Annotated in this window: 22 protein-coding genes; 10 read left to right on the forward strand and 12 right to left on the reverse strand. The window is 71.0% G+C overall.

Features of this window, described 5'->3' with window-relative positions; genetic code table 11:
- Positions 1 to 34 precede the first annotated feature (34 nt).
- Positions 35 to 1,252, reverse strand: coding sequence for an MFS transporter (locus tag BMY97_RS30735; protein ID WP_091623490.1), 1,218 nt, complete (start codon positions 1,250 to 1,252; stop codon positions 35 to 37).
- Complete coding sequence (locus BMY97_RS30740; protein ID WP_091623493.1) at positions 1,249 to 1,614, reverse strand: isochorismatase family protein; 366 nt, start codon at positions 1,612 to 1,614, stop codon at positions 1,249 to 1,251. Before BMY97_RS30740 ends, BMY97_RS30735 begins: the two co-directional genes overlap by 4 nt.
- Here BMY97_RS30740 and BMY97_RS30745 point away from each other — a divergent pair.
- Together BMY97_RS30745 and BMY97_RS30750 are read left to right on the forward strand one after the other, a co-directional pair.
- On the forward strand, positions 1,607 to 1,906 hold the full coding sequence (locus BMY97_RS30745; RefSeq protein WP_218156919.1) for a MarR family transcriptional regulator: 300 nt from the start codon (positions 1,607 to 1,609) through the stop codon (positions 1,904 to 1,906). The genes BMY97_RS30740 and BMY97_RS30745 overlap by 8 nt on opposite strands.
- An 88-nt stretch (positions 1,907 to 1,994) precedes the next feature.
- Positions 1,995 to 2,819: an alpha/beta fold hydrolase gene (locus BMY97_RS30750; protein WP_091623497.1), complete on the forward strand. Its 825-nt coding sequence runs from the start codon at positions 1,995 to 1,997 to the stop codon at positions 2,817 to 2,819.
- Here the strand turns inward: BMY97_RS30750 and iolD are convergent.
- The 8 genes from iolD to BMY97_RS30790 form a co-directional block, all read right to left on the reverse strand.
- Complete coding sequence (iolD, locus tag BMY97_RS30755; protein WP_177231626.1) at positions 2,813 to 4,651, reverse strand: 3D-(3,5/4)-trihydroxycyclohexane-1,2-dione acylhydrolase (decyclizing); 1,839 nt, start codon at positions 4,649 to 4,651, stop codon at positions 2,813 to 2,815. The two genes, BMY97_RS30750 and iolD, sit on opposite strands and share 7 nt — an antisense overlap.
- Positions 4,652 to 4,716: 65 nt before the next feature.
- A complete protein-coding gene (gene iolB, locus BMY97_RS30760; RefSeq protein ID WP_091623503.1) occupies positions 4,717 to 5,607 on the reverse strand; it encodes a 5-deoxy-glucuronate isomerase in 891 nt (296 codons plus the stop codon).
- A complete protein-coding gene (locus tag BMY97_RS30765) occupies positions 5,604 to 6,500 on the reverse strand; it encodes a Cgl0159 family (beta/alpha)8-fold protein (protein WP_091623505.1) in 897 nt (298 codons plus the stop codon). Before BMY97_RS30765 ends, iolB begins: the two co-directional genes overlap by 4 nt.
- Positions 6,497 to 7,426, reverse strand: coding sequence for a 5-dehydro-2-deoxygluconokinase (gene iolC / locus BMY97_RS30770; protein ID WP_091623508.1), 930 nt, complete (start codon positions 7,424 to 7,426; stop codon positions 6,497 to 6,499). Before iolC ends, BMY97_RS30765 begins: the two co-directional genes overlap by 4 nt.
- 40 nt (positions 7,427 to 7,466) lie before the next feature.
- The gene (locus tag BMY97_RS30775; protein WP_091623510.1) at positions 7,467 to 8,252 is read right to left on the reverse strand and encodes an ATP-binding cassette domain-containing protein; all 786 of its coding nucleotides are present in this window, start codon (positions 8,250 to 8,252) and stop codon (positions 7,467 to 7,469) included.
- Positions 8,249 to 9,283, reverse strand: a complete 1,035-nt coding sequence (locus BMY97_RS30780) for an ABC transporter permease (RefSeq protein WP_091623513.1) — start codon at positions 9,281 to 9,283, stop codon at positions 8,249 to 8,251. Before BMY97_RS30780 ends, BMY97_RS30775 begins: the two co-directional genes overlap by 4 nt.
- Positions 9,280 to 10,290, reverse strand: a complete 1,011-nt coding sequence (locus tag BMY97_RS30785; protein WP_091623514.1) for a substrate-binding domain-containing protein — start codon at positions 10,288 to 10,290, stop codon at positions 9,280 to 9,282. The genes BMY97_RS30780 and BMY97_RS30785 overlap by 4 nt, the downstream gene beginning before the upstream one ends.
- Before the next feature lie 34 nt (positions 10,291 to 10,324).
- Entirely contained in the window at positions 10,325 to 11,212 is an 888-nt protein-coding gene (locus BMY97_RS30790; RefSeq protein WP_091623517.1) for a sugar phosphate isomerase/epimerase family protein, read from the reverse strand.
- A 145-nt stretch (positions 11,213 to 11,357) separates the two neighbouring features.
- Between BMY97_RS30790 and BMY97_RS30795 the strand changes: the two genes are divergently transcribed.
- Genes BMY97_RS30795 through BMY97_RS30805 form a run of 3 tightly spaced genes read left to right on the forward strand, consistent with a single transcriptional unit; the run spans position 11,358 to position 14,920 of the window.
- Positions 11,358 to 12,359 (forward strand): LacI family DNA-binding transcriptional regulator, encoded by a 1,002-nt coding sequence (locus tag BMY97_RS30795; RefSeq protein ID WP_091623519.1) that lies wholly within the window; start codon positions 11,358 to 11,360, stop codon positions 12,357 to 12,359.
- A gap of 25 nt (positions 12,360 to 12,384) precedes the next feature.
- Positions 12,385 to 13,878, forward strand: a complete 1,494-nt coding sequence (locus BMY97_RS30800) for a CoA-acylating methylmalonate-semialdehyde dehydrogenase (RefSeq protein ID WP_091623523.1) — start codon at positions 12,385 to 12,387, stop codon at positions 13,876 to 13,878.
- A 40-nt stretch (positions 13,879 to 13,918) separates the two neighbouring features.
- Positions 13,919 to 14,920, forward strand: coding sequence for a Gfo/Idh/MocA family protein (locus BMY97_RS30805; protein ID WP_177231619.1), 1,002 nt, complete (start codon positions 13,919 to 13,921; stop codon positions 14,918 to 14,920).
- A 149-nt stretch (positions 14,921 to 15,069) separates the two neighbouring features.
- On the opposite strand, the gene BMY97_RS30810 is transcribed toward BMY97_RS30805, so the two are convergent.
- Positions 15,070 to 15,651 (reverse strand): TetR family transcriptional regulator, encoded by a 582-nt coding sequence (locus BMY97_RS30810; RefSeq protein WP_091623525.1) that lies wholly within the window; start codon positions 15,649 to 15,651, stop codon positions 15,070 to 15,072.
- A gap of 59 nt (positions 15,652 to 15,710) precedes the next feature.
- On the opposite strand from BMY97_RS30810, the gene BMY97_RS30815 reads away from it, so the two are divergent.
- Both BMY97_RS30815 and BMY97_RS30820 read left to right on the forward strand, forming a co-directional pair.
- Complete coding sequence (locus BMY97_RS30815) at positions 15,711 to 16,235, forward strand: SRPBCC family protein (protein ID WP_091623528.1); 525 nt, start codon at positions 15,711 to 15,713, stop codon at positions 16,233 to 16,235.
- A complete protein-coding gene (locus BMY97_RS30820; protein ID WP_091623531.1) occupies positions 16,232 to 16,735 on the forward strand; it encodes a GNAT family N-acetyltransferase in 504 nt (167 codons plus the stop codon). Before BMY97_RS30815 ends, BMY97_RS30820 begins: the two co-directional genes overlap by 4 nt.
- A gap of 74 nt (positions 16,736 to 16,809) precedes the next feature.
- Here BMY97_RS30820 and asnB read toward each other — a convergent pair whose 3' ends face one another.
- Positions 16,810 to 18,651, reverse strand: coding sequence for an asparagine synthase (glutamine-hydrolyzing) (gene asnB, locus BMY97_RS30825; protein WP_091623535.1), 1,842 nt, complete (start codon positions 18,649 to 18,651; stop codon positions 16,810 to 16,812).
- Between the two features lie 420 nt (positions 18,652 to 19,071).
- On the opposite strand from asnB, the gene kdpF reads away from it, so the two are divergent.
- The 3 genes from kdpF to kdpB are packed head-to-tail and all read left to right on the forward strand — an operon-like array spanning position 19,072 to position 22,965.
- Positions 19,072 to 19,173 carry a K(+)-transporting ATPase subunit F gene (gene kdpF, locus BMY97_RS30830; protein WP_091623537.1) on the forward strand — a complete coding sequence of 34 codons (102 nt, stop codon included), beginning with the start codon at positions 19,072 to 19,074 and terminating at the stop codon, positions 19,171 to 19,173.
- A 40-nt stretch (positions 19,174 to 19,213) separates the two neighbouring features.
- Positions 19,214 to 20,875 (forward strand): potassium-transporting ATPase subunit KdpA, encoded by a 1,662-nt coding sequence (gene kdpA / locus BMY97_RS30835; RefSeq protein ID WP_091623540.1) that lies wholly within the window; start codon positions 19,214 to 19,216, stop codon positions 20,873 to 20,875.
- Positions 20,872 to 22,965, forward strand: a complete 2,094-nt coding sequence (gene kdpB, locus BMY97_RS30840; RefSeq protein WP_091623541.1) for a potassium-transporting ATPase subunit KdpB — start codon at positions 20,872 to 20,874, stop codon at positions 22,963 to 22,965. Before kdpA ends, kdpB begins: the two co-directional genes overlap by 4 nt.
- Positions 22,966 to 22,970: the final 5 nt, after the last annotated feature.

The following is a 22,970-nucleotide window of genomic DNA, read 5'->3' on the forward strand; positions in this document are numbered from 1 at the left end:
CGGCGCGGGTCCTTGGGTGCGCGGTCGAAGACCGTCATGAGCAGCACGACCACGCTGACCGCGGCGCCTGCTGGTAAAGGGCCGTCCGGTTGTTGACGGTGGTCGCGCCCAGCGTGATCGCGAACAGCAGCGTCACGCCGACGATGAGCAGGACCGGAGTGGTGATCAGCAGGACGGCGGCCGAGGCGAGGATCAGACTCGCCGCACCGGCGATGAGCGGGCCGCGTACGAGGTTGCGGGCGGAGATCGGCTGCGACACCGCCGCGGCGAGGATGCCCATCGGCAGCAGCACGAGCCCGGCTTCCTGGAGCGGGAGCCCATGGGCGGCCTCCAGCCACTGGGTCAGGCCGTAGAGCACGGTGTAGAACGCCAGCAGCGTGAGTGCCCCGCGCAGGTACGTGCGGGTGAGCGCGAGGTTGGACACGAGCAGCCGCAGATCGATGAACGGCGTGGCCGACCGCCGTTCCCACATCGCCAGCAAAGCGCCCAGCCCGACGGAAATCCCGAGGGGAAGCCAATTCGGCGCCGGCAGAGACAGGAGGAACACCAGCAGGGCGCTCATCATGCCGCCGAACAGCACGATGCCGCCGACGTCGATGCGCCCGGCCAGCTCCCGCAGCGGACGGCGCTCCAGCGGCGCGTCCCGCGGCACCCACAGGATCGCCAGCACCAGCGCGATCACGGTTACCGGGAGATTGACCAGGAACGCCGAGCGCCAGCCGAACGCGGCCACCAGCAGACCGCCGATCGGCGGGCCCACCGCGACTGTGACCGTGCCGGCGATGGACCGGCCGCCGAGCACCCCGCCGGGCGGATCGCTCGGCCCCGCCCCGAGCGCCCGGCGGCGGATGAGCACCATCGCCGCCGGGTAGCCGGCCGAAGCGCCGATCCCGATCAGGACCCGTGCGACGGTCAGCGTTGCCAAGCCACCGCCGAAGCCGCCGACCAGGCCGCCCACGAGCACCAGCGCGATGCCGGTGAGGAACACCCGGCGCGGGCCCAGCTCTTCGGCGAGCTTGCCCGCGGTGGGCTGGGCGACCGAGCTCGCCAGGTAGAGCGCCGACACCAGGACCGCGGTCGCCCCGACGGACACGCCCATCGCGTGCGAGATCGGCACCAGCGCGGTCGCGATGAACGAGCTGTTGATCGGGTTCAGCGCCGAGCTGATGTACAGCGGCGTGACGAAGCGCCACGAGAACGCCCCGCGTTCACGATCGTCGACCGCGCGCCCGGTGGTGCCGGAGGAGGTCATCGGCCGGTCAGTCTTCGCGGACCAGTGACTTCAGGTCGGACGTCGTGATCACGTCCGCCTGGCCCCTCGCGCACTTCCAGCGCGGGATCGATTTCCAGCGACGGGTCCCCGTCGGGGAACAGGCGCCCCTGCTTGGCGAAGCCGAACGCCTTGTGGCGGTGGGGGATCGCGTCGTAGTCCTCCGGCGCGAAGGCCACTCGCACGAACACGACCTGGACGCGGTGCTCACGCGCCCAGTCCAGCGCGATCTTGGCGTTCTCCAGCACGGCGGCCGAGCCGGCGAGGTGGCTCAGGATCTCGGGCTGGAAGTCCATCAGCAGCAGCGCGGTCCGCCGCGCTTCGATGATCGGCTCGGTGGTCACGGAACTTGCTCTCCTTCGGCTGCGGACCGAGTCCGCGCCCGCCGACCGGCGCTGGGCGTGGTCGCAGATCACCACCCTCAGCCGGATCGGCGAGGAAGGGCCGACGACGGTCAGCGCCCTCGCCGCGGCGGAGCACGTCCGTCCCCAGTCGATGGCCGAGACGGTGGCCGCCCTCGATCGCGAGGGGCTCGTCGCCCGCGGTCCGGATCCCACCGACGGGCGCAAGACGCTCATCTCCGTGACCGAAGGCGGCGCAGATCATGGAGCGCCTCGCCGACGCGTGAGGGTTTGACCCCGCTGTGCCGACGGTCCGCAGATGCCGTCGGCTCTGCTACGCTCGATCGCGCTAACACTTTACGACGTAAAGAGATGGGCGGGGCATGGTTGAGACCACATTGAGCGACGGCAGTGTGCTCGACATCGAGGTCCACGGCGAAGGTCCGGCGGTGCTGCTCCCGGTGAACCCGCGGCCGGTCGAAGGCGAGCAGGCCGAGGCTATACGGCAGTGGGGCGCGGACCCGGCGCTCGGCCGGTCACTGATCGACGGGCTGGCCGGATTCCGCGTGGCCGCCTTCGATTACGAGGGGCACGTCCTCGCGCATCCGCGGCCGGACAGCCTCACTCCGGCCGCCGTCGCCGCCGATTTCCTGGCGGTCGCGGACGCGGTGGGGGCGCCACGGTTCGCGTACTACGGCTATTCGTGGCTCGCGCTGGCCGGGCTTCAGCTGGCGCTGCGCACCGATCGGCTCGACGGATTGGCCATGGGCGGTTTTCCTCCGCTCGACGGGCCGTACGCCGAAATGCTGACGGTCACGCGGGCCACCCACGCGATGGCCGTCGCCGGGCCGTCGGAAACCCACCAGACCACGGAAAAGGGTGACTGGGACTCCGTCGAAGTCACTATGTCGACCGGCCAGACCCAGCAGTTCGTCACGCTGTACGAGGCCCTGCAAGGCTTCGACGACCACTCGGCCCGGCCCGCCTGCCCGCGTCTGTGCTTCGCGGGCTCGGCGGACCGGATCGAGTACGGCGCACGCTGGGGCGGTGTCACGGTCGACATCGCGGCCCCGTTGACGGCCCGCCGCGCCGAGCTGGCCGAGCGCGGCTGGACCGTCGAGGTGCTCGATGGGCTGGACCACACGACCGCCATGCAGGCCAAGGCGGTCCTGCCGGTGCTGCGGCCCTGGCTCGAACGGCTTTACTGACGCAGGTAGCGCACCTGCCCGGGCTTCGCGGCGTCGAAGTCCGGGCGGCCGGAGAGGTGCTCCGGCACGCCGACCTCCCACCACGCGCCGGCCTCCGTCCAGGCCGAAGGCTGGGTCCGCACCACAACCACCGCGGGGCGGCTCTCCGCGACAGCGGCAGCGCGGGCCTTCGCGTACGCGTCGCGCACGTCGTCCAGCGACGTCGCGGTGAAGACCGCGCAGCCCAAAGACTCGGCGTGACGCGCGAAGTCCACGCGTGGCGGCGAAGCGTGCGAAGTCCGGCAGTCGGCGTAGAAGTTGTTGAACGGCTTGCCGCCCTGCCCCTGCTGAAGCCGCGCGATGACTGCGTAGCCGTCGTTGTCGCAGACGACCGCGACGAGCGGGTGGCCCGCGAAGGCGGCCGAGAACAGGTCCGAGTTCAGCATCAGGTACGAGCCGTCGCCGAGGAGCGTGGTCACCAGGCCTTCGGTGTGCGCGATCGCCGCGCCCCATGCGCCGGACAGCTCGTAACCCATGCAGGAGAAGCCGTACTCGACGTCCATGCTCACTTCGCCGGAGCCGCGCCAGCCGCCGATCAGCTCACCGGGCAGGCCGCCCGACGCGGTCATCACGTAATCGCGTGGCTCCGAAAGCTCGTTCACCACGCCGACGACCTGCGCGTAGCTGGGGATCTCCGACGGCGCGGCCCGCAGTGAGTCGACGTGGGCGTCCCAGCGGGCCCGCTCCTCGGCCGCCCGCGCCGTCCACTGTGGATCGACGCGCCAGCTCTCCAGTTGCGCGCCGAGGTCGGCCAGCCCCGCGTCCGCGTCGCCCACCACGGCGAGCGCGCCGTGCTTGACCGCGTCGAACCGGGCCGCGTTCAGCGTGACCAGCCGGACGTCGGGGGAGAACACCGTCCACGACGCCGTGGTGAAGTCCTGCAACCGGGTTCCGACCGCCAGCACCACGTCGGCCGCGGCGGCCAGGACGTTCGCCGAGGTCGAGCCCGTGATGCCCAGCGGCCCGGCGTGCAGCTCGTGGGTGTGCGGCACCAGCGTCCGGCCCGCAGTGGTCTCCGTGACCGGAATCCCGTGCCGTTGCGCGAAATCCAGCGCGCGGCGGCCGGCGCCCGAATACCGGACGCCGCCGCCCAGCACCAGCAGCGGACGGCGGGCCGAGCGCAGGGCGGCGGCCGCTTCGGTCAGGGCGCGGCGGTCCGGGCGCGGGCGCGGCAGCCGGTGCGTGACCGGCTCGAACAGCGCCTCGGGGAAGTCGTAGGCCTCGGCCTGGACGTCCTGGGGCAGCGCCAGCGTGACCGGCCCGGCGTCCGCGGGATCGGTGAGCACCCGCGCGACCTGCGGCAGCGTCGCCAGCAGTTGCTCGGGCCGGGTGATCCGGTCGAAGTAGCGGCTGACTGCGCGGAAGGCGTCGTTGACCGTCGCCGTGCCGTCGTGGAAGGGCTCGACCTGCTGCAGCACCGGGTCCGGCGCGCGGCTGACGAACGTGTCTCCCGGCAGCAGCAGCACCGGCAGCCGGTTCGCGTGCGCCACCCCCGCCGCGGTCACCATGTTCAGCGCGCCCGGCCCGATCGACGACGTGACCACGCCGACCTGCCGCCGCTGCGTCGCCTTCGCGTAGCCGACCGCCGCGAGCGCCATGCCCTGCTCGGTGTGCCCGCGCCAGACCGGCATCCGGTCACGCTGCTCTTCCAGCGCGGTGCCGAGGCCGAGCACGTTGCCGTGCCCGAAGATCGCGAACACGCCGGGGAACAGCGGGACCTCGCGCCCGTCCAGGGTTTCCGAGCGCTGCGCGAGCAGCCAGCGCACCAGCGCCTGTGCCGTCGTGAGCTTCAGTGTCTTGCGGGGGCCGAGCCCCCGCACCCCCGCCGGGGGCTCTGCCCCCGGACCCCAGGAAGAATTCATGAGACCCGTCCCTCGTAACTCGTGACCGGGCACCGCGGGTCGAGGTAGGTGTCCGGCCAGGTGTCGCGGACCCAGCCGTGCGCCGGGTCGTCGCAGAACGCCATGGACCGCTCCTCGGCCGGGCCGGCCAGCACGTTCAGGTAGTACATCGGGTAGCCCGGCGCCGCGACGCAGGGGCCGTGATACCCGCGCGGGATCAGGAAAACGTCGCTGTCGCGCACCGCCACGTCTTCGTCCAGCCCGCCGTCCGCGGTGTACGTGCGGTGCAGGCCGAAGCCCTCGCGCGAAGGCGTGACACCGTCCCGTCCGGCGATGCGGAAGTAATAGACCTCTTCGTTGACGACCTCGCAGTCCGAGGCCTCGTCGTGTTTGTGCGGCGGGTACGAGGACCAGTTGCCGCCCGGGGTGATCAGCTCGCACGCGTTCAGCTTGTCCGCGTGGTCCCACACCCCCGGCACGCCGAAATTGGTCACCTGGCGGGTCGCCGGCCCGGCGCCGCGCACCTCCACCGGCACGTCCTCGGCCGGGCCGTACTTCGGCTCCAGCTGCAGGGTGCACCGCGCCATCGGCAGCGCGACCTCGGCGCCGGTGGTGGAGGTGAGCACCACTTCGGCGTCACGGGGCACGTAGGCGAAGTCCGTGACGCGGGTGAACACCGAATCGCGGCCGTCCAGCTCGAACTCCTCGCCGTCGACGCGGACCGAGAGCGAGCCGGACAGCGGCAGCACGAACGCCTCGAACTCGCCGGTCTCCACCACTCGCGGGAGCCGGGTGCCGATCTTGAGCACCTGCAGCCCGGTGTAGGCCCAGCCCGCCGCCTCCGGGGTCAGCCGGACCGGGTCGGCGCCGTCGGTCAGTGTCCCGAGTGGACGGTGCAGCTGGCTCACTTCGCGGCCTCCAGGGTCTTCGCGGCGGCTTCCACGGCGGCGCCGACGTCGCCGTCCGGCGGGTACAGCAGGCTCCGGCCCACCACGAGCCCGCGCACCACCTCGTGGCGCAGCGTGCGGCCCCACGAGACCAGGTCGGCGGCGGGGTCGCCGGTCGGCACGCCGCCCAGGATCACCACCGGCAGAGTGGTGGCGCCCAGCACGGCGGCGTCCTCAGTGGACGGCAGCTTCAGCCAGGTGTGCGCGGACGAGACACCGATGCCGGACGCCACGGTCACGGCCCGCGCCAGCGACGTCGCGTCCTTCTGCAGCACCAGCCGCCCGTCTTCGCGGGTGTAGGGCAGCGGCTCGACCATGGCCATCAGGCCGTACGCGGCCAGCTCGGTGACGGCGTCCGCGCAGGCCTGGAGGGTCGGCACCGTGCCCGCGTCGGAGTCGACCAGGCGCAGCAGCATCTTGCCGCCGTCGAGCCGGGAGTCGACCAGCGAGGCCGCGTGGTAGCCGGTGAACCGGTCGTCGATCTCCCAGTCGGCGCCGGCCAGCCCGCCGCGGTTCATCGAGCCGATCACGACCTTTTCGTGCAGCGCGTCGAGCAGCAGCAGCTCCTCGACGACGTCGGGGGTGCCGAGCAGCCCGTCCACCGCCGGGTTCGCCAGCGCCACCAGCAGCCGCTCCAGCAGCGAGCGGCGGTCGGCCATCGCCAGCGGGTCGCCGCCGACGCCGAGCGCGCCGCGGGCCGGGTGATCCGCCGCCACGAGGAACAGCGTTCCCTTGTCCGACAACAGGTTCTTGCGCCTTCGCCGCGAGGCGTACGCGCGCCGCACCGCACCGGGGTCGGTCGCCCGCACGCGCAGCAGCTCGCTCCAGCGCTCGTCGGTCAGCAGGGCCGTCACAGCATCTCCTCGATTTCGGCGGCGGTCGGCATGGCGTCAGCGCAGGCCAGCCGTGAGGCGACCAGGGCGCCGGCCGCGTTCGCGTACTCCGCGATGCGCACCGGGTCCCAGCCGGACAGCAGCCCGTGCACCAGCGCGCCGCCGAAGCCGTCACCGGCCCCGAGGCCGCAGACCACCTCGATCCGTTGCGGCGGCACGGTCCAGCGGCCTTCAGGGGTGGCGACCAGCACGCCGTCGGCCCCCTTCTTGATCACGGCGAGCCGCAGGCCGCGCGCGAGCATCCGGTCCGCCGCCTCGTCCGGCTCGGCGGTGCCGACGGCGACCTCCACCTCGGCCCGGTTGCCGACCGCGACGGTCACGTGGTCCAGCATCCAGCCGATCTCCGCCCGCGCCGTCGCGGCGTCCGGCCAGAACATCGGCCGGTAGTCCAGGTCCAGCACGGTGTGTTCGCGCCGCCCGCGCGCCTCCAGCATCTTGCGTTGCGTGGCCCGCGCCGGCTCCGTGGAGACACCGGTGCCGGTCACCCACAGCAGCGGAACCGAACGCACGACGTCCCACGGCACGTCCGCCTCGGTCAGCGTGAGGTCGGGCGCGATGGGGGAGCGGTAGAACAGCAGCGGCGGGTCGGCGGGCGGGTTCAGCTCGCAGAACACCACCGGCGTCTGGAGGTCCGGCGAGGTGCCGACGTGCTCCGGTGTGACGCCGAACCCGGTCAGCGCCTGGCGCACGTAGTCGCCGAAGCCGTCCGGGCCGACTTTCGTCAGCACCCCGGTGCGGCGGCCGAGCCGGGCGGCGGCGACCGCGACGTTGGTCGCGGTCCCGCCGAGCGACTTGGCGAAGGTGGCCACTTCGGCCAGCGGCACGCCGCTCTGCTCGGGGTAGAGGTCCACCCCGACCCGGCCGACGGTCAGCGCTTCGATCGGCATCTCTTGGACAGTCACGGTCACCTCCGCCGGACCACGGGTGTCACGGGGTTTCCGCGGCACGCAGCTCGTGTTCGAGTGCTTCCAGTTCGGCGCCGCCCGCCATCTGCCGCGTCAGCTCGCCGATGTCGATCTCCGGCTTCTCGTACGAGCCGAGCGCGGCACCCCGCTTGAGCAGCAGGAACCGGTCCGCGACCGGGTACGCGTGGTGGGGGTTGTGCGTGATCAGCACCACGCCGAGCCCGCGGTCACGGGCCTGCGCGACGTACTTGAGCACCACCCCGGCCTGCTTCACGCCGAGCGCGGCGGTCGGCTCGTCGAGGATCAGCACCTTGGCGCCGAAGTGGACCGCCCGCGCGATCGCGACGCACTGCCGCTCGCCGCCGGACAGCGTGCCCACCGGCTGTTCGACGTCACGAAGGTCGATGCCCATGTCGGCCAGCGCCTTCTTGGTCGTCTCCCGGCCCTTCTTCCGGTCCAGCGCGCGGAACGGGCCGAAGCCGACCGTGGGCTCGGAGCCGAGGAAGAAGTTGCGCCACACGCTCATCAGCGGCACCACCGCGAGGTCCTGGTAGACCGTGGCGATGCCGCGGTCCAGCGCCTCGCGCGGCGAGGCGAACCGCACGGGCCCGCCCTCCACCAGGAACTCGCCGCGGTCGTGCTGGTGCACCCCGGCCAGGATCTTGATCAGCGTGGACTTGCCGGCGCCGTTGTCGCCGAGCACGCAGGTGACCTCGCCCGCGTTGACCACTGTGGACACATCACGCAGCGCCACGACGCTGCCGTACATCTTGCCGATGTCCTTGACTTCGATCAGCGGGGCGTTCATCGCCGGACCCTTTCCGCGCGTCGCCGGAAGGCGTTGTTGACCAGGACCGCGGCCAGCAGCATGATGCCGAGGAACAGCATGAACCAGTCGCTGTCCCAGCCGGCGAACACGATGCCCTGGCGCGCCATGCCGAAGATCAGCGCGCCGATCGCCGCGCCCACGGCCGAGCCGAAGCCGCCGGTGAGCAGGCAGCCGCCGATCACCGCCGCGATGATGTACTGGAACTCCAGCCCGATGCCCTGGTTCGCCTGCACGGTGGCGAACCGCAGGATGTTGATCGAGCCGACCAGCCACGCCGCGAGCGCCGTGCCCATGAACAGCAGGATCTTCGTGCGCACCACCGGCACGCCGACCGCGCGGGAGCTGGGCGAGGAGCCGCCGACCGCGAAGATCCAGTTGCCGAAGCGGGTCCGCACGAGCAGCCAGGAGGCCACCGCGGCGACGCCGATCCACCACACGATGGAGATCTGGAACGGCGTGCCCCCGATGTCCACTGTGGAGGCGAACACGAACCCGGCCGAGGCGTAGCCGTCGGTCGAGCGCATGCCGGAGACCTGCACGGTGCCGGTCACCAGCCGCGTGACGCCCAGGTTCAGCCCTTGCAGCGCGAGGAACGTGCCGAGCGTGACGATGAAGCTGGGCAGGCCGGTTTTCATCACCAGCCAGCCGTTGAAAGCGCCTACTGCCAACGCGAAGACCAGCGAGACCAGGAGCGCGAGCCAGACGTTCCAGCCCGCCTCGGTCGCCAGGATCGCCGTGACCAGCGAGGTCGACGCCGTCATCACACCGGCGGACAGGTCGAACTCGCCGCCGACCATGAGCAGGGAGACGGCGACGGCCATGATGCCGAGCGTCGCCGCGTCGTCGAGCCAGGTCGCGGCGCCGCTGGCGCTGAAGAACTTGTCCGTGACGAAGGTGAAGAACAGGAACACGACAATGGCGCCGAGCAGCGAGCCGATCTCCGGCCGGACGATCAGCCGGTCCCGCAGCCGTGGTTTCACGAACCGCTCGTCGAGCGTGGTGGTGGTCATCGGGTGCCCCTCTGCACGTACTGGCCGACCTTGTCCACTGTGGATTTGTCGACCAGGTCGGGTCCGGTGAGCACCGGCTTGCCGCCGCCGACGACGTTCGCGTTGTCCCGGTAGAGCTTCAGGAACATCACCGGCAGGTAGCCCTGCTCGTACTGCTGTTGGTCGACGGCGAACAGCACGTCGCCGCTCTTGATCGCGGCCACCACGTCGGAGTTCAGGTCGAACGTGCCGACCTGCGCCTTCGAGCCCACGGTCTTGATCGCGCTCACCGCGCGGGCCGCCACCTGCGAGCTCAGCGTGAGCACGGCGTCGATCGACGGGTCGGTCTGCACCGCGCCGCGGATGCGCGATTCGGCGTCGGTGGGGTTGGTGATGTCCACCTGCAGGGTCTGCACGGCGCCGCCGAACCCGCTCTTGGCACCGTCGCAGCGCTGCGCCTGGCCGACGTTGCCGGCCTCGTGGATCACGCAGAGCAGCTTCTTCTTGCCGAGGTCCTTGAACTTCTTGCCGGCCTCCTGGCCGGCGATCGACTCGTTCTGGCCCACGTGGGTCAGCGCGCCGAACGCCGCGCTCTTGTCCTCGCCGGAGTTGATGGTGATCACCGGGATGCCCGCGTGCACCGCCGCCTCGATCGAGGGCTGGAGCGCCTCCGGGTTGGCCATCGACACCACCAGGCCGCCGATCTGCTGGGCGACGGCATTGTCGATCAGCTTGGCCTGGGCGCCGGGATCGCCGTCGGAGTTGTACTCGACCTGGACGCCCAGGTCCTTGCCGGCCTGTTCGGCGCCGTTCTTCACCACGTTCCAGAACGCGTCGCCCGCGGTGCCGTGCGTGATCACCGCGACCTTGAGCGGGCCGCTGCTCTCCACCGGCGCGCCCGTGGGTGCCGCCTTCTCCTCGGCGGCGGGCCCGGTGCACGCGGACAGCAGCAGCAACCCGGCCACGGCGGCCAACCCGGCCCTGACCCGGCGCGGTCGTGGCCGGCCGCGCTTCAAGCGATGGGACATCGTCGTCTCTCCTCGCTTCTTCCTTCGGTACGCGTCAGCCGAGCCGGCTGACGATCTCGCCGAGGTGGGCGAGGCTGGTCGCCACGTCCCGCTTCGGCAGGTCCACCGGGCTGCGCTCGTCCAGCGCGGTGTCCTGCTCGAGGACGTACCAGCCGTCGTAGCCCGCTTCGTGCACGAAGCGAACCATGGCTTCGATGTCCACGTCACCCTCCCCGAGCGGGACGTACAGACCTCGGCCCACCGCCTCGGCGTACGGGAGCTTCCCGGCGCGGACGGCCTCGGCCAGTTCGCCGCGCACGTCCTTCAGGTGCAGGTGCCCGACGCGCTCGGGGAACTTCCTGGCCAGCTCCACCGGGTCCGTGCCGCCGATCAGCAGGTGGCCGGTGTCCAGGCACAGCGGCAGGTCGGAGTCGGCGAGGAACCGCTCGACCTCGGCCTGGGTCTCGGCATGCGTGCCGACGTGCGGGTGCAGCACGGTTTTGAGCCCGTGCGCCGCGGCCAAGTCGCGGATCTTCCCGGCGGTGCTGATCAAAGTGGACCATTCGGCCTCGCTGAGCGCGGGCCGTTCGTCGTAGCCTTCGAGCCCGGTCGCCGCCGCGAGCACCAGCACCTCGGCGCCGCACGCGGCGAACAGCGCGGCGGAGTCCTCGGCCTCGGCGAGCGCGGCTTCGGGATTTTCGTGCAGCACCACGGCGAGGAAGCCGCCGATGAGCCGGAGGCCGTGGCCGCCCAGCAGGGTTTTGAGCTCGGCGGGCTCCCGCGGCAGATACCCGGGCGGGCCCAGTTCGGTGGCGGTGACGCCCAGCTCGGCCATCTCGCCCAGCACGGTCGGCGCGTCGAGCACCCGGCCCCAGCCGGGCACTTCGCACACACCCCAGGAGATCGGCGCGGCGGCGACGCGGATGCTCGGCTTCGCTGTCATGGATCCCTTTCCGTGGTCTCCCGGCGGCTCTCGGCCGGGTGGCGTTGGAGCGCTCTATTGATTGGAGCGCTCTAATCATGTAACGTCCGGCACAGCGAAGTCAAGGCCGGAAATCGGCTCCCACCCCAGGCTCGGAGGTCCGCGAATGGCGAGGCCCACCATGGAGGACGTCGCCGCGCGGGCGGGCGTTTCCCGGGCACTGGTGTCGCTGGTGATGCGCGGATCGCCGAAGGTTTCAGCGATCCGCCGTCAGGCCGTGCTGACCGCGGCCGACGAGCTGGGCTACTCGCCGCACGTGATGGCCCGCTCGCTGGCCAGCCGCACGTCCACTGTGCTCGGTGTGATGGTGAGCGACCTGCGCAACGCCTTCTTCGCCGACGTGGTGGAGGGGCTCGACGCGGCGGCGCAGGCGGCCGGGTTCGACCTGATCCTCAACACCGGCGGGCGCAACCCCGCACGGGAGAGCGCGGCGTTGCGGAGCCTGCTTTCCTTCCGCCCGGCCGGAATCGTGCTGCTCTCGCCGGTGGTGCCGACGGCCGCCATCGAAGCGGCCGGGCTCCAGTGCCCGACCGTGCTCGTCTCCCGGACTTCGCGGGTGGCCGGCGTCGACACGGTCAACGACGACGGCGAGGTCGGCTCCCGGCTGGCCGTCGACCACCTCGTGGGCCTCGGCCACCGGCGGATCGCGCACCTCGACGGCGGGCCGGCGGTCAGCACTGCCGCCGCGCGCCGGCGCGGCTTCCAGGCCGCGATGCGCGAGCACGGGCTGGAGCCGATCGTGGTGCGCAGCGAGCACACCGACACCGCGGGGGAGAAGGCGGTGCGGGAGCTGCTCACCACCTACGACCGGGCGGAGCTGCCGACCGGATTGGTGGCGGGCAACGACTTCAACGCCGTCGGCGCCATCTCGGCGCTGGAGGAAAACGGCCTGCGGGTGCCCGGCGACGTCTCCGTGGTCGGCTACGACAACACGTCACTGGCCAGCCTCCGGCACATCTCACTGACCACTGTGGACCAGCCGCGCACCGAGATGGGCCGGCTGGCGCTGGAGACCCTGCTGGAGCGCGTGCGCGGCGAGCGCGTCAAGTCGGTCCGGCACCTGCTGCAGCCCTCCCTGGTGGTCCGCTCGACCACCGCGAGCCGCTAGATCCGTTCCAGGAGTGGAGAACCCCGTGACCGAACTCGTCCAGCACTGGATCGACGGCGCCCGCGCCCCCGGCGTCTCGCGCCGCCGCGGTGACGTCTTCCAGCCCGCGACCGGCGAGGTGGCCCGTCAGGTGGTGCTCGCCGGGCAGTCCGATGTGGACGCCGCGGTCGCGTCCGCGGTCAAGGCCTCGCGTGACTGGGCCGAAAGCTCGCTCTCGCAGCGCACGAAGATCATGTTCGCGTTCCGCCAGCTGGTGGCGGACCACCGGGACGAGCTGGCGGGGCTGATCACCGCCGAGCACGGCAAGGTGCTCGGCGACGCCGCCGGCGAGGTCCAGCGCGGCCTCGAGGTGGTGGAGTTCGCGTGCGGCATCGCGCAGGTGCTGAAGGGCGAGCGTTCCGAGCAGGTTTCCCGCGGCATCGACGCGTATTCGCTGCGGCAGCCACTGGGCGTGGTCGCCGGCATCACGCCGTTCAACTTCCCGGTGATGGTGCCGATGTGGATGTTCCCGGTAGCCATCGCCTGCGGGAACACGTTTGTGCTCAAGCCTTCCGACCGCGACCCGTCGGCGTCGGTGCGGCTGGCGGAGCTGTTCGCCGAGGCGGGCCTGCCGCCGGGGGTGCTCAACGTCGTCCAGGGTGACGCCGAGGCGGTGAACGCGCTGCTCGCGCACCCGGACGTCGCGGGCGTCTCGTTCGTCGGGTCCACCCCGATCGCGCGGCACGTCTACGAAACGGCGACGGCCGCGGGCAAGCGGGTGCAGGCGCTCGGCGGCGCCAAGAACCACATGGTCGTGCTGCCGGACGCCGACCTCGACGGCGCGGCCGACGCCGCCGTGTCCGCGGGCTACGGCAGCGCGGGCGAACGCTGCATGGCCATCTCCGTGGTCGTCGCGGTCGGCGATACGGGTGACGAGCTGGTCGAGGCCATCGCCGAGCGGACCCGCCTGCTGAAGACCGGCCCGGGCACCGACGAGGCCTCGCAGATGGGCCCGGTCGTCACCGCGGCCGCGCGGGATCGCGTTATGTCCTATGTGGACGCCGGGGAGGCGGCGGGCGCGAAGCTGGTCGTCGACGGCCGCGGCTTCGCGTCCGAGGGTCACGACGGCGGTTTCTGGGTCGGGCCCACGCTGTTCGACCACGTGACGCCCGAGATGAGCGTGTACACCGACGAGATCTTCGGCCCGGTGCTCGCCGTGGTGCGAGCGGACTCGTTCGAAGCCGCGCTGGAGCTGGTCAACGCCAACCCGTACGGCAACGGCACCGCCATCTTCACCGCCGACGGGCTGGCCGCGCGCGAGTTCGAGCGGCGCGTGACGGTCGGCATGGTCGGCATCAACGTGCCCATCCCGGTCCCGATGGCCTACTACTCCTTCGGCGGCTGGAAGGACTCGCTGTTCGGCGACACCCACGTGCACGGCGCCGAGGGCGTCCGCTTCTACACCAGGGCCAAGGCGGTGACGTCGCGCTGGCCGCGGCAGGCCCACGGCGTCGACCTGGGTTTCCCGGCCCACGGCTAGCCCAGTGCTTCACCCACGCACCAGCAGGAGGAGTTCAAGGATGAGGTTGGGACTGGCGGGGACCGGCCGGATCGGCACCGCGCACGCCGAGACGCTCAAGGGGTTCGAAGACGTCTCTTCGCTGATCGTCGCCGACGTCGACACGGCGCGGGCGCGGGCCACGGCGGCCAAGCTCGGCGTCGAGGCGGCGGACGACATCGAAGCGCTGTTCGGCGCCGGGCTCGACGGGCTGGTGGTCACCGCGGCCACCGACGCGCACCCGGGCCTGATCCTCCAGGCCGTGGACGCGGGCATCCCGGTCTTCTGCGAAAAGCCGGTGGCCGCGGACATCCCCGGCACGCTCGCCGTGCTCGACCGGATCGAGGGCTCGGACGTACCGGTGCAGATCGGTTTCCAGCGCCGTTTCGACGCCGGTTACCAGGCCGCGCGCGCGGCGGTGGCGGGCGGCGAGCTCGGCTGGCTGCACACGGTGCGGGCCACCACGCTGGACCCGGCGCCGCCGCCCGCGGAGTACGTCGCCCATTCCGGTGGCCTGTTCCGCGACTGCGGGGTGCACGATTTCGACATCATCCGCTGGGTCACCGGCCGTGAGGTCGAAGAGGTGTACGCGCTGGGCGCCAACCGCGGCGAAGCCTTCTTCGCCGAAGCGGGCGACGTCGACACCGCCGCCGCCACCCTGACCTTGGACGACGGCACCCTCGCCACCGTCTCCCTCACCCGCTACAACGGCGCGGGCTACGACGTGCGCTTCGAGGCCCTCGGCTCGACCGCGAACGTGGTGGTGGGCCTGGACGACCGCGCCCCGCTCCGCTCGGCCGAGCCCGGCTTCGCTCCCCTGCCCGGACCGCCGTACCCCGGCTTCATGGAGCGCTTCCGCCCCGCATACGTCGCGGAGCTGAAGGTGTTCCTGGACGTCGCCGCGGCCCGCGTGCCAAGCCCGGCCAGCGCCCGGGATGCGCTGGAAGCCTTCTACATCGCCGAAGCCTGCGAGGTCTCCCGCCGCGAGCGCCGGCCGGTGAAGGTGGCTGAAGTCCGCCGTTAGGGGCGGTTTCACTGCCGGGGCAGGCGAGCGCTGTCACACCTGGCCAACGCGTGGCGGGCGGTGTTGCAGTCGTTACGGCCCTGCGGTCGAAGGCCGGGCGGCCGCCATCGCCTCGGTCGCCGAATGGCTCCCCGCTGGGGAAACAGGCACTAGGGCCGCAGCAGTTTGCGGGCCGACCGGGTGACCAGGTCGGCGGCCTTGGGTGGGGGAGTGCGGCCGGCCGTGAGGTAGCGGTGGATCACCGCGCGCGGGACTTCGACCAGTGCCAGCACCACGTCCTCGGCGGTGCAGCCGGTGCTCGACGGCAGGGTCGCGGTGGCGTGTTTCAGCGCGGCCTTCAGCTCGTCTTCGGCTCGGGCCAGTTCGGCGGTCGCCGCGGTTGACCACAGGGCCGGGGAGAAGGCCTGCAGCCCGGCGTCCAGTACGCGGGCCCGCGCGGGGTTGGCGCGGCACCAGTGCACCACGCTCGCGGCGGCGGCCACGGCGGTGTCGAGCGTTGCCGCTTCGCCGAGCGTCGAGATGTAGCTGTCCTGGAAGGCGCGCAGGGTGCTGGTCCACAGGTCGGCCAGCAGGGCCGGGCGGTCGGCGAAACGGTGGTAGATCGAGCCGCTCGGGGCGCCCGCGGCCTTCGCCGTGGCGGCCATCGTCACCGCGCGAGCGCCGCCTTCGGCGAACAGCGTGGTGGCCGCGTCGAGGAACTGCTCGGTGCTGTACGCCGGAGGCCTGCCCATGTTGTGGAGACTATGCTCTAATACGTTCTAGAGGAAACCCTCCAGAACGGAGCCTTGAGATGATCCGCAACGCGCACTCCCGCCGTTTTCCCGCTCCCGTCGCCGAAGCGGAAGCCCTGCTCGACACACTGGGCACGCCCGATGACCGGCTCTGGCCGGGCGAGGACTGGCCGCCCATCGCCTTCGACCGGCCGCTCGCGCCCGGTCTCGCCGCGGGCCACGGCCCGGTGCGTTACGTGGTGGAGTCCTTCGACCGGCACTCGATCCGGTTCCGGTTCACCCAGCCGCGCGGGATCCGCGGGCACCACGAGTTCCGCGTGAGCGAAACCGGGGACGGCTGCGAAGTGAGCCACGTCCTGACCGGGCGATCCCGCGGGCTGAGCTGGCGGCTGTTCTGGCGGCCGCTGCACGACGCCGTGCTGGAGCAGCTGCTCGACCGCGCCGAACTGGCCCTGACCGGCCACGTTCGCGCGCCGGTGCGGTGGTCGGCGTACGTCCGGCTGGTGCGCGCGGCCCAGTCCATGGTGGTAAGCCGCATTACCAGGTCGCATTCCCGGGAGCGGCGTGCCAAGCTTCCCGGGTGACCGGACTTTCTGACTTCGAGATCGTCCTGACCCCGCTCGACGAGGCGACACTGGCCCGGCTGCTCGAGGCCGCGGTCGCCGACGCCGAACCGCACGAGGTGATGCCCCCGCTCGACGGGCCGCCGGGCTGGACCCCCGAGCGGCGTGAGGCGTTCCTGGCGTTTCACCGGCGGCGCTCGCTCGACCCGGACACGGCGATCGAGACCACCTGGCTGATCGAGGTCGACGGCCGGGCCGCGGGGGCCGCGCGCCTGCAGCCGGTGCACGGCGCGTCGGCCGTGGAAGTGGAGGCCGGGGTGTGGCTCGGCCGTTCGTGCCGCGGCCGCGGCATCGGCAAGCGAGTGGCTGAAGTACTCCTGGAAGCGGCCCGCGACGGCGGCGCCGCCCGGTTCATCGCCTCGACCACAGTGGACAACGCGGCCGCGCGCCGGCTGCTCAGCGGCACCGGCGCCGACCTCGATGTGCACGGCGAGGAAGTAGACGCCCGCCTGGAGTTGTGACCAGGCCGGGAGAAACAGCACGGCCCGCCCTCACGAGGAAGGAGGGCGGGCCGTGCTGTCGCCTCAGCCGGGGATCACCCGAGCTGCAGCTCGGGTGAGTAGATGTCCAGCCAGTGGTACAGGTCGAGCATCCGGTCCAGGCCGCCGCGATCGGTCATCGCCATCGTCGCCGGGTCCAGCTGGGACACCCGGTGCGCCCACTCGCGGTCGACCAGGTCGAAGACCCGGCTGCTGGGCTCCGCCAGCACCTCCTTGGCCTGCTGCTGCAGCGCGGCGGCGTAGCCCGGGTCCTGAGTGGACGGATACGGGCTCTTCACGCGGTCGCGCACCGAGTCCGGCAGCACGTGCTTGGTGGCGTGGCGCAGCAGGCTCTTCTCGCGGCCGTCGAAGGTCTTGAGCGACCACGGGGTGTTGTAGACGTACTCGACCAGCCGGTGGTCGCAGAACGGCACGCGCACCTCCAGTCCCACGGCCATCGAAGCGCGGTCCTTGCGGTCGAGCAGGGCCCGGACGAACCGGGTCAGGTGGAGGTTGCAGACCGTGCGCATGCGGGCATCGACCGCGGACTCGCCGTCGAGGTGCTCGACGCCCGCGACCGCGGTGCGGTACTGGTCGGCCACATAGGCGTCGACGTCCAGCGCGGTCGTGACCTGCTTGGTCAGCAGCGATTCCCGGCCTTCGGTCATGCTGCTGCGGAAGGCCAGCCACGGGAAGGTGTCCGCGTTCACCGCCTGCTCGTCGTGGAACCAGCGGTAGCCGCCGAACACCTCGTCGGCCGACTCGCCGGACAGCGCCACCGTCGACTCGCCGCGGATCGCCTTGAACAGCAGGTACAGCGAGGTGTCCATGTCGCCCATCCCGGCCGGGATGTCGCGGGCGGTGATCACCTTGCGGCGCACGGCCGGGTCGCTCAGCTCGGCCGGGTTGAGCATCACGTCCTTGTGCGCCGAGCCGACCAGGTTCGCGACGTCGCGGATGAACGGCGAGTCCGCGGTGTCGCGCATCTCGTCCGGCTTGAAGTTCTCCTCCTGGCCGAAGAAGTCGACGGAGAACGTCCGCAGCTGCTCGCCCTGCTCGGCCAGCCGCGCGGCGGCCAGCCCGGTGACGGCGCTGGAGTCGAGGCCGCCCGAGAGCAGCACGCACCGCGGCACGTCGGCGATCAGCTGGCGGTGGACGATGTCGGTCATCAGCTCCCGCACGCGGGCGACCGTGGTCTCCTGGTCGTCGGTGTGCTGCTTCGCGTCGAGCTTCCAGTACGTGCGGGTGCGGATGCCTTCACGGGAGACGGTGACGATCGTGCCCGGCTCGACCTCGCTCATGTCTTTCCACAGCGACCAGCCCGGGCGCTTGGTGAACGTGAACAGCTCGCGCAGGCCGTCGCTGTCGACCACGCGCTTGGCCAGCGGATTGGCCAGGATGGCCTTCGGCTCCGAGCCGAACAGCACGCCGTCTCGGGTCGGGTAGTAGTAGAACGGCTTGATCCCCATCCGGTCGCGGATCATCACGAGCTTCTCGTCGCGCTCGTCCCAGATCGCGAACGCGTACATGCCGTTGAGGTGGTCGACCACCTCGTCGCCCCACTGCAGGTAGCCGTGGAGGACGACTTCGGTGTCGCTGTCGGTTTCCCAGGTGTGACCGAGCTTCGTGAGCTCTTCGCGGAGTTCGGTGAAGTTGTACGCCTCCCCGCTGTAGACCATCGCGATCTCCCCGCGCGGGGTGCGCAGGCTCATGGGCTGGCGCCCGCCCGGCAGGTCGATGATGGCGAGCCGGCGGTGGCCGAGGATGACGTTGCGGCGCACCCAGGTGCCCCGGTCGTCCGGGCCGCGGCAGGCCATGGTCTCGGTCATCGCGTCGGCGACTTCCTGGTGTTGGGTCAGATCAGCATCGTAGGAAACCCAGCCGGCGATTCCGCACATCTGGTTGCCTCCATATTTGCTTAGCCAGTACAACTATCTGAAACACAGGTGTAACACGGCTGGAACATCTTGTCTGCCCGAATTGCACGCTCTGTCGTCGTTCCACTACCTGCTGTGGTGTGTGTCACTAAGTGACCACGTGTAGTCACAGGCGGGTTTTTCCCCACGGGTGGAAGACCCGGCGGTGGCGGGGGTCACCCGGCGTCAAGAACGCGTAAACGGCCGTATGGACGGCGTCAAGGAGCCGTCAGCCGCGGCCCGCCGGCCTGGGCCGGGACCGCAGAGTGACGGCACGTCCGCCGGTCACCCGACTCGGGTGACCTGTCTTGAGAGGTGCCTAGTGGCCGACTTGCTGTACGCCGTTCTGCTGATCGGCGTGTTCGTGGTGCTGGCTTTGACGCTGCGCGGGCTGGAGAAGCTGTGAGCGGCGCGTCGGCCGCGGCCAACATCGTCGGCGGTCTGCTGGCGCTGGGCCTGATCGTCTACCTGTTCATCGCGCTCGTGAGGCCGGAGAAGTTCTGATGCGTCCCGACATGCTTTTTCCCGTGGAGGGACCGAAAAAATGAGTGACACTACGGCCGGCCTCATTCAGGTCGGTCTCCTGCTGGTCGCGCTGGCGGTGGTCTACAAACCACTCGGCGACTACCTGGCCCGGGTCTTCTCGGCCGAGAAGCACTCCCGGGTCGAGAAGGGCTTCTACAAGCTGGTCCGGGTCGACCCGGGCTCCGAGCAGCGCTGGCCGACCTACGCCGCCGGCGTCCTCGGTTTCTCGCTGGCCTCGATCGTCCTGCTGTACCTGCTTCAGCGGCTGCAACCGTTGCTGCCGTGGAACTTCGGGCGCGGCTCGGTCTCGCCGGCGGTCGCGTTCAACACCGCGGTGAGCTTCGTGACCAACACGAACTGGCAGTCCTACGTGCCCGAGACGACCATGGGCCACTTCGTGCAGATGGCCGGGCTGACGGTGCAGAACTTCCTCTCCGCGGGCGTCGGCCTGGCCGTCGCGATCGCGGTGACGCGTGGCTTCATCCGGTCGAAGACCGACCGGCTGGGCAACTTCTGGGTGGACCTGACCCGCGGCACCATCCGGGTGCTGCTGCCGATGTCCTTCCTTTTCGCGATCGTGCTGATGGCGCTGGGCGTGGTGCAGAGCCTGCACTCCGGCGTCGCCGTGACGAACCCGGACGGCAGCCACAGCACCATCGCGCTGGCCCCGGCGGCGAGCCAGGAGGCGATCAAGGAACTCGGCACCAACGGCGGCGGCATCTTCAACGCCAACTCCGCGCACCCGTTCGAAAACCCCGACGCGTGGTCGAACCTGGTGGAGCTGTTCCTGATCCTGGTCGTCCCGGTCAGCCTGACCCGGGCGTTCGGCCGGCTGGTGGGCAACAAGAAGCAGGGTTACGTGCTGCTGTCGGTGATGGGCGGGCTGTGGGCCGCCATGCTGGCGGTGACCTGGCTTTCCGAGGCGCTGACGAACAGCCCGGCGGCGCTGGCCGCGGGCGCGAACATGGAAGGCAAGGAACAGCGCTTCGGCCTGAGCCTGACCTCGATTTTCGCTGACACCACAACAGGAACGTCCACCGGCGCGGTCAACGGCGCGCACGACAGCCTGTCCGGGCTCGGCGGCGGCGGGCCGTTGCTGAACATGCTGTTCGGCGAGATCTCGCCGGGCGGCGTCGGCACCGGCCTGTACGGCATCCTGGTGATGGCGATCATCGCGATGTTCCTGGCCGGCCTGATGGTCGGGCGCACGCCGGAGTACCTGGGCAAGAAGCTCGGCAAACGCGAGGTCACCTGCGCGGCGATCTCGATGCTGGCCATGCCCACCGTGGTGCTGATCGGCTCGGGGATCGCGCTGATGCTGCCGGACACCTTGGGCGCGCTGGGAAACAGCGGCGCGCACGGGCTGTCCGAGGTGCTCTACGGCTATGCCTCCACCGGCAACAACAACGGCAGCGCGTTCGGCGGCCTGACCGCGACGAGCAACTGGTTCCAGTCGTCGTTCTCGGTGGCCATGCTGCTCGGCCGGTTCGTGCCGATCATCGCGGTGCTGTGCCTGGCCGGTTCGCTGGCCTCGCAGAAGAAGGTCCCGGAGACCGCCGGCACGCTGCCCACCACCGGGCCGCTCTTCGGGACGATGCTCACCGGCACCATCGTGCTCGTCGCGGCTCTCACGTTCATTCCCGCGCTCGCGCTCGGGCCCATCGCGGAGGCGTTGGCATGACAGTCACGGAAGAACGGACCCCGTTGGAGGGTCAGCAGCACCACGCGGAGAACGCGGGCCGCGTCGGGGCGGGGGTGTTCAGCCCGCGCCAGCTCTGGACCTCGCTGCCGGGCGCGTTGCGCAAGCTGAACCCCAAGCACCAGCTGAAGAACCCGGTCATGTTCGTGGTGTGGGCCGGCTCGGCGCTGACCACCGTCTTCGCGATCACCGACCCGAGTGTGTTCACCATCCTGATCGCGATCTGGCTCTGGTTCACGGTGCTGTTCGCGAACCTGGCCGAGGCCGTCGCCGAGGGGCGGGGCAAGGCGCAGGCCGAGTCGTTGCGGAAGTCCAAAAAGGAGACCGTCGCGCGGCGGCTGACCGAGGACGGCTCCGAGGAGCGCGTGCCGGGCGTGGACCTGCGGATCGGCGACCTCGTGGTGGTCGAGGCCGGGGAGGTCATCCCGGGTGACGGCGACGTCGTCGAGGGCATCGCGACCGTCGACGAGTCCGCCATCACCGGCGAGTCGGCCCCGGTCATCCGCGAGTCGGGCGGCGACCGCTCGGCCGTCACGGGCGGCACCACGGTACTGTCCGACCGGGTCGTCGTGAAGATCACCACCAAGCCGGGCGAGTCCTTTGTGGACCGCATGATCGCGTTGGTGGAAGGCGCTTCGCGGCAGAAGACACCGAACGAGATCGCGCTGACGATCCTGCTCGCCACGCTCACGATCATCTTCCTGCTCGCCGTGGTGGCGCTGCAGCCGATGGCGTCGTACTCGGGCAGCGAGCAGTCGGTGGTGGTGCTGACCGCGCTGCTGGTCTGCCTCATCCCGACGACGATCGGCGCGCTGCTGAGCGCGATCGGCATCGCGGGCATGGACCGGCTGGTGCAGCGCAACGTGCTGGCCACGTCCGGGCGCGCGGTGGAAGCCGCGGGCGACGTCTCGACCCTGCTGCTCGACAAGACCGGCACCATCACCTTCGGCAACCGCAAGGCCACCGAGCTGATCCCGGTCGGCGAGTCTACTCAGGACGATCTGGCTCGCGCGGCCCGGCTGTCCAGCCTCGCCGACGGCACCCCCGAGGGCCGCAGCATCGTCGAGCTGATCGCCCGCGAGCACGGGCTGCCGGGCCAGGCCGACGAGAACGAGAAGCTGGCCGAGTTCGTGCCGTTCACGGCGCAGACCCGGATGAGCGGCATCGACGTCGGCGGGCGCCAGGTCCGCAAGGGCGCCACCGCCGCCGTGCGCCAGTGGGTGCGCGAGCGCGGCGGCGACATGCCCGACGAGACCGAGCGGGTGGTCGACGCCATCAGCCAGCAGGGCGGGACCCCGCTGGTGGTCGCCGAGACCGACGGCGGCCGGGCGAACGTGTGCGGCGTGATCCGGCTGTCCGATGTGGTCAAGCCGGGCATGAAGGAGCGGTTCGCCGAGCTGCGCACGATGGGCATCAAGACGGTGATGATCACCGGCGACAACCCGCTCACCGCCAAGGCCATCGCCGAGGACGCGGGCGTCGACGACTACCTCGCCGAGGCCAAGCCCGAAGACAAGATGGCGCTGATCAAGAAGGAGCAGGAGGGCGGCCGGCTGGTCGCGATGACCGGCGACGGCACGAACGACGCGCCCGCGCTGGCCCAGTCGGACGTCGGCGTCGCGATGAACACCGGCACGTCGGCCGCGAAGGAGGCCGGCAACATGGTCGACCTCGACTCCGACCCGACGAAGCTGATCGAGATCGTGGAGATCGGCAAGCAGCTGCTGATCACCCGCGGCGCGCTGACCACCTTCAGCGTGGCCAACGACCTGGCCAAGTACTTCGCCATCCTGCCCGCGATGTTCACCGGCATCTTCGCCCAGCTGGGCGCGCTGAACATCATGCACCTGGCCACGCCGAAGTCGGCGATCCTGAGCGCGGTCATCTTCAACGCGCTGATCATCGTCGCGCTGATCCCGCTGGCCCTGCGCGGCGTGCGGTACCGGCCGTCCTCGGCGTCCGAGCTGCTGCGGCGCAACCTGCTCGTCTACGGCCTCGGCGGGATCGTCAGCCCGTTCCTCGGGATCTGGCTGATCGACCTGCTCGTGCGGCTCATTCCGGGAATCGGGTGAAGAAC

Source organism: Amycolatopsis saalfeldensis, from assembly GCF_900110575.1.
GTDB classification, from domain to species: Bacteria; Actinomycetota; Actinomycetes; order Mycobacteriales; family Pseudonocardiaceae; genus Amycolatopsis; species Amycolatopsis saalfeldensis.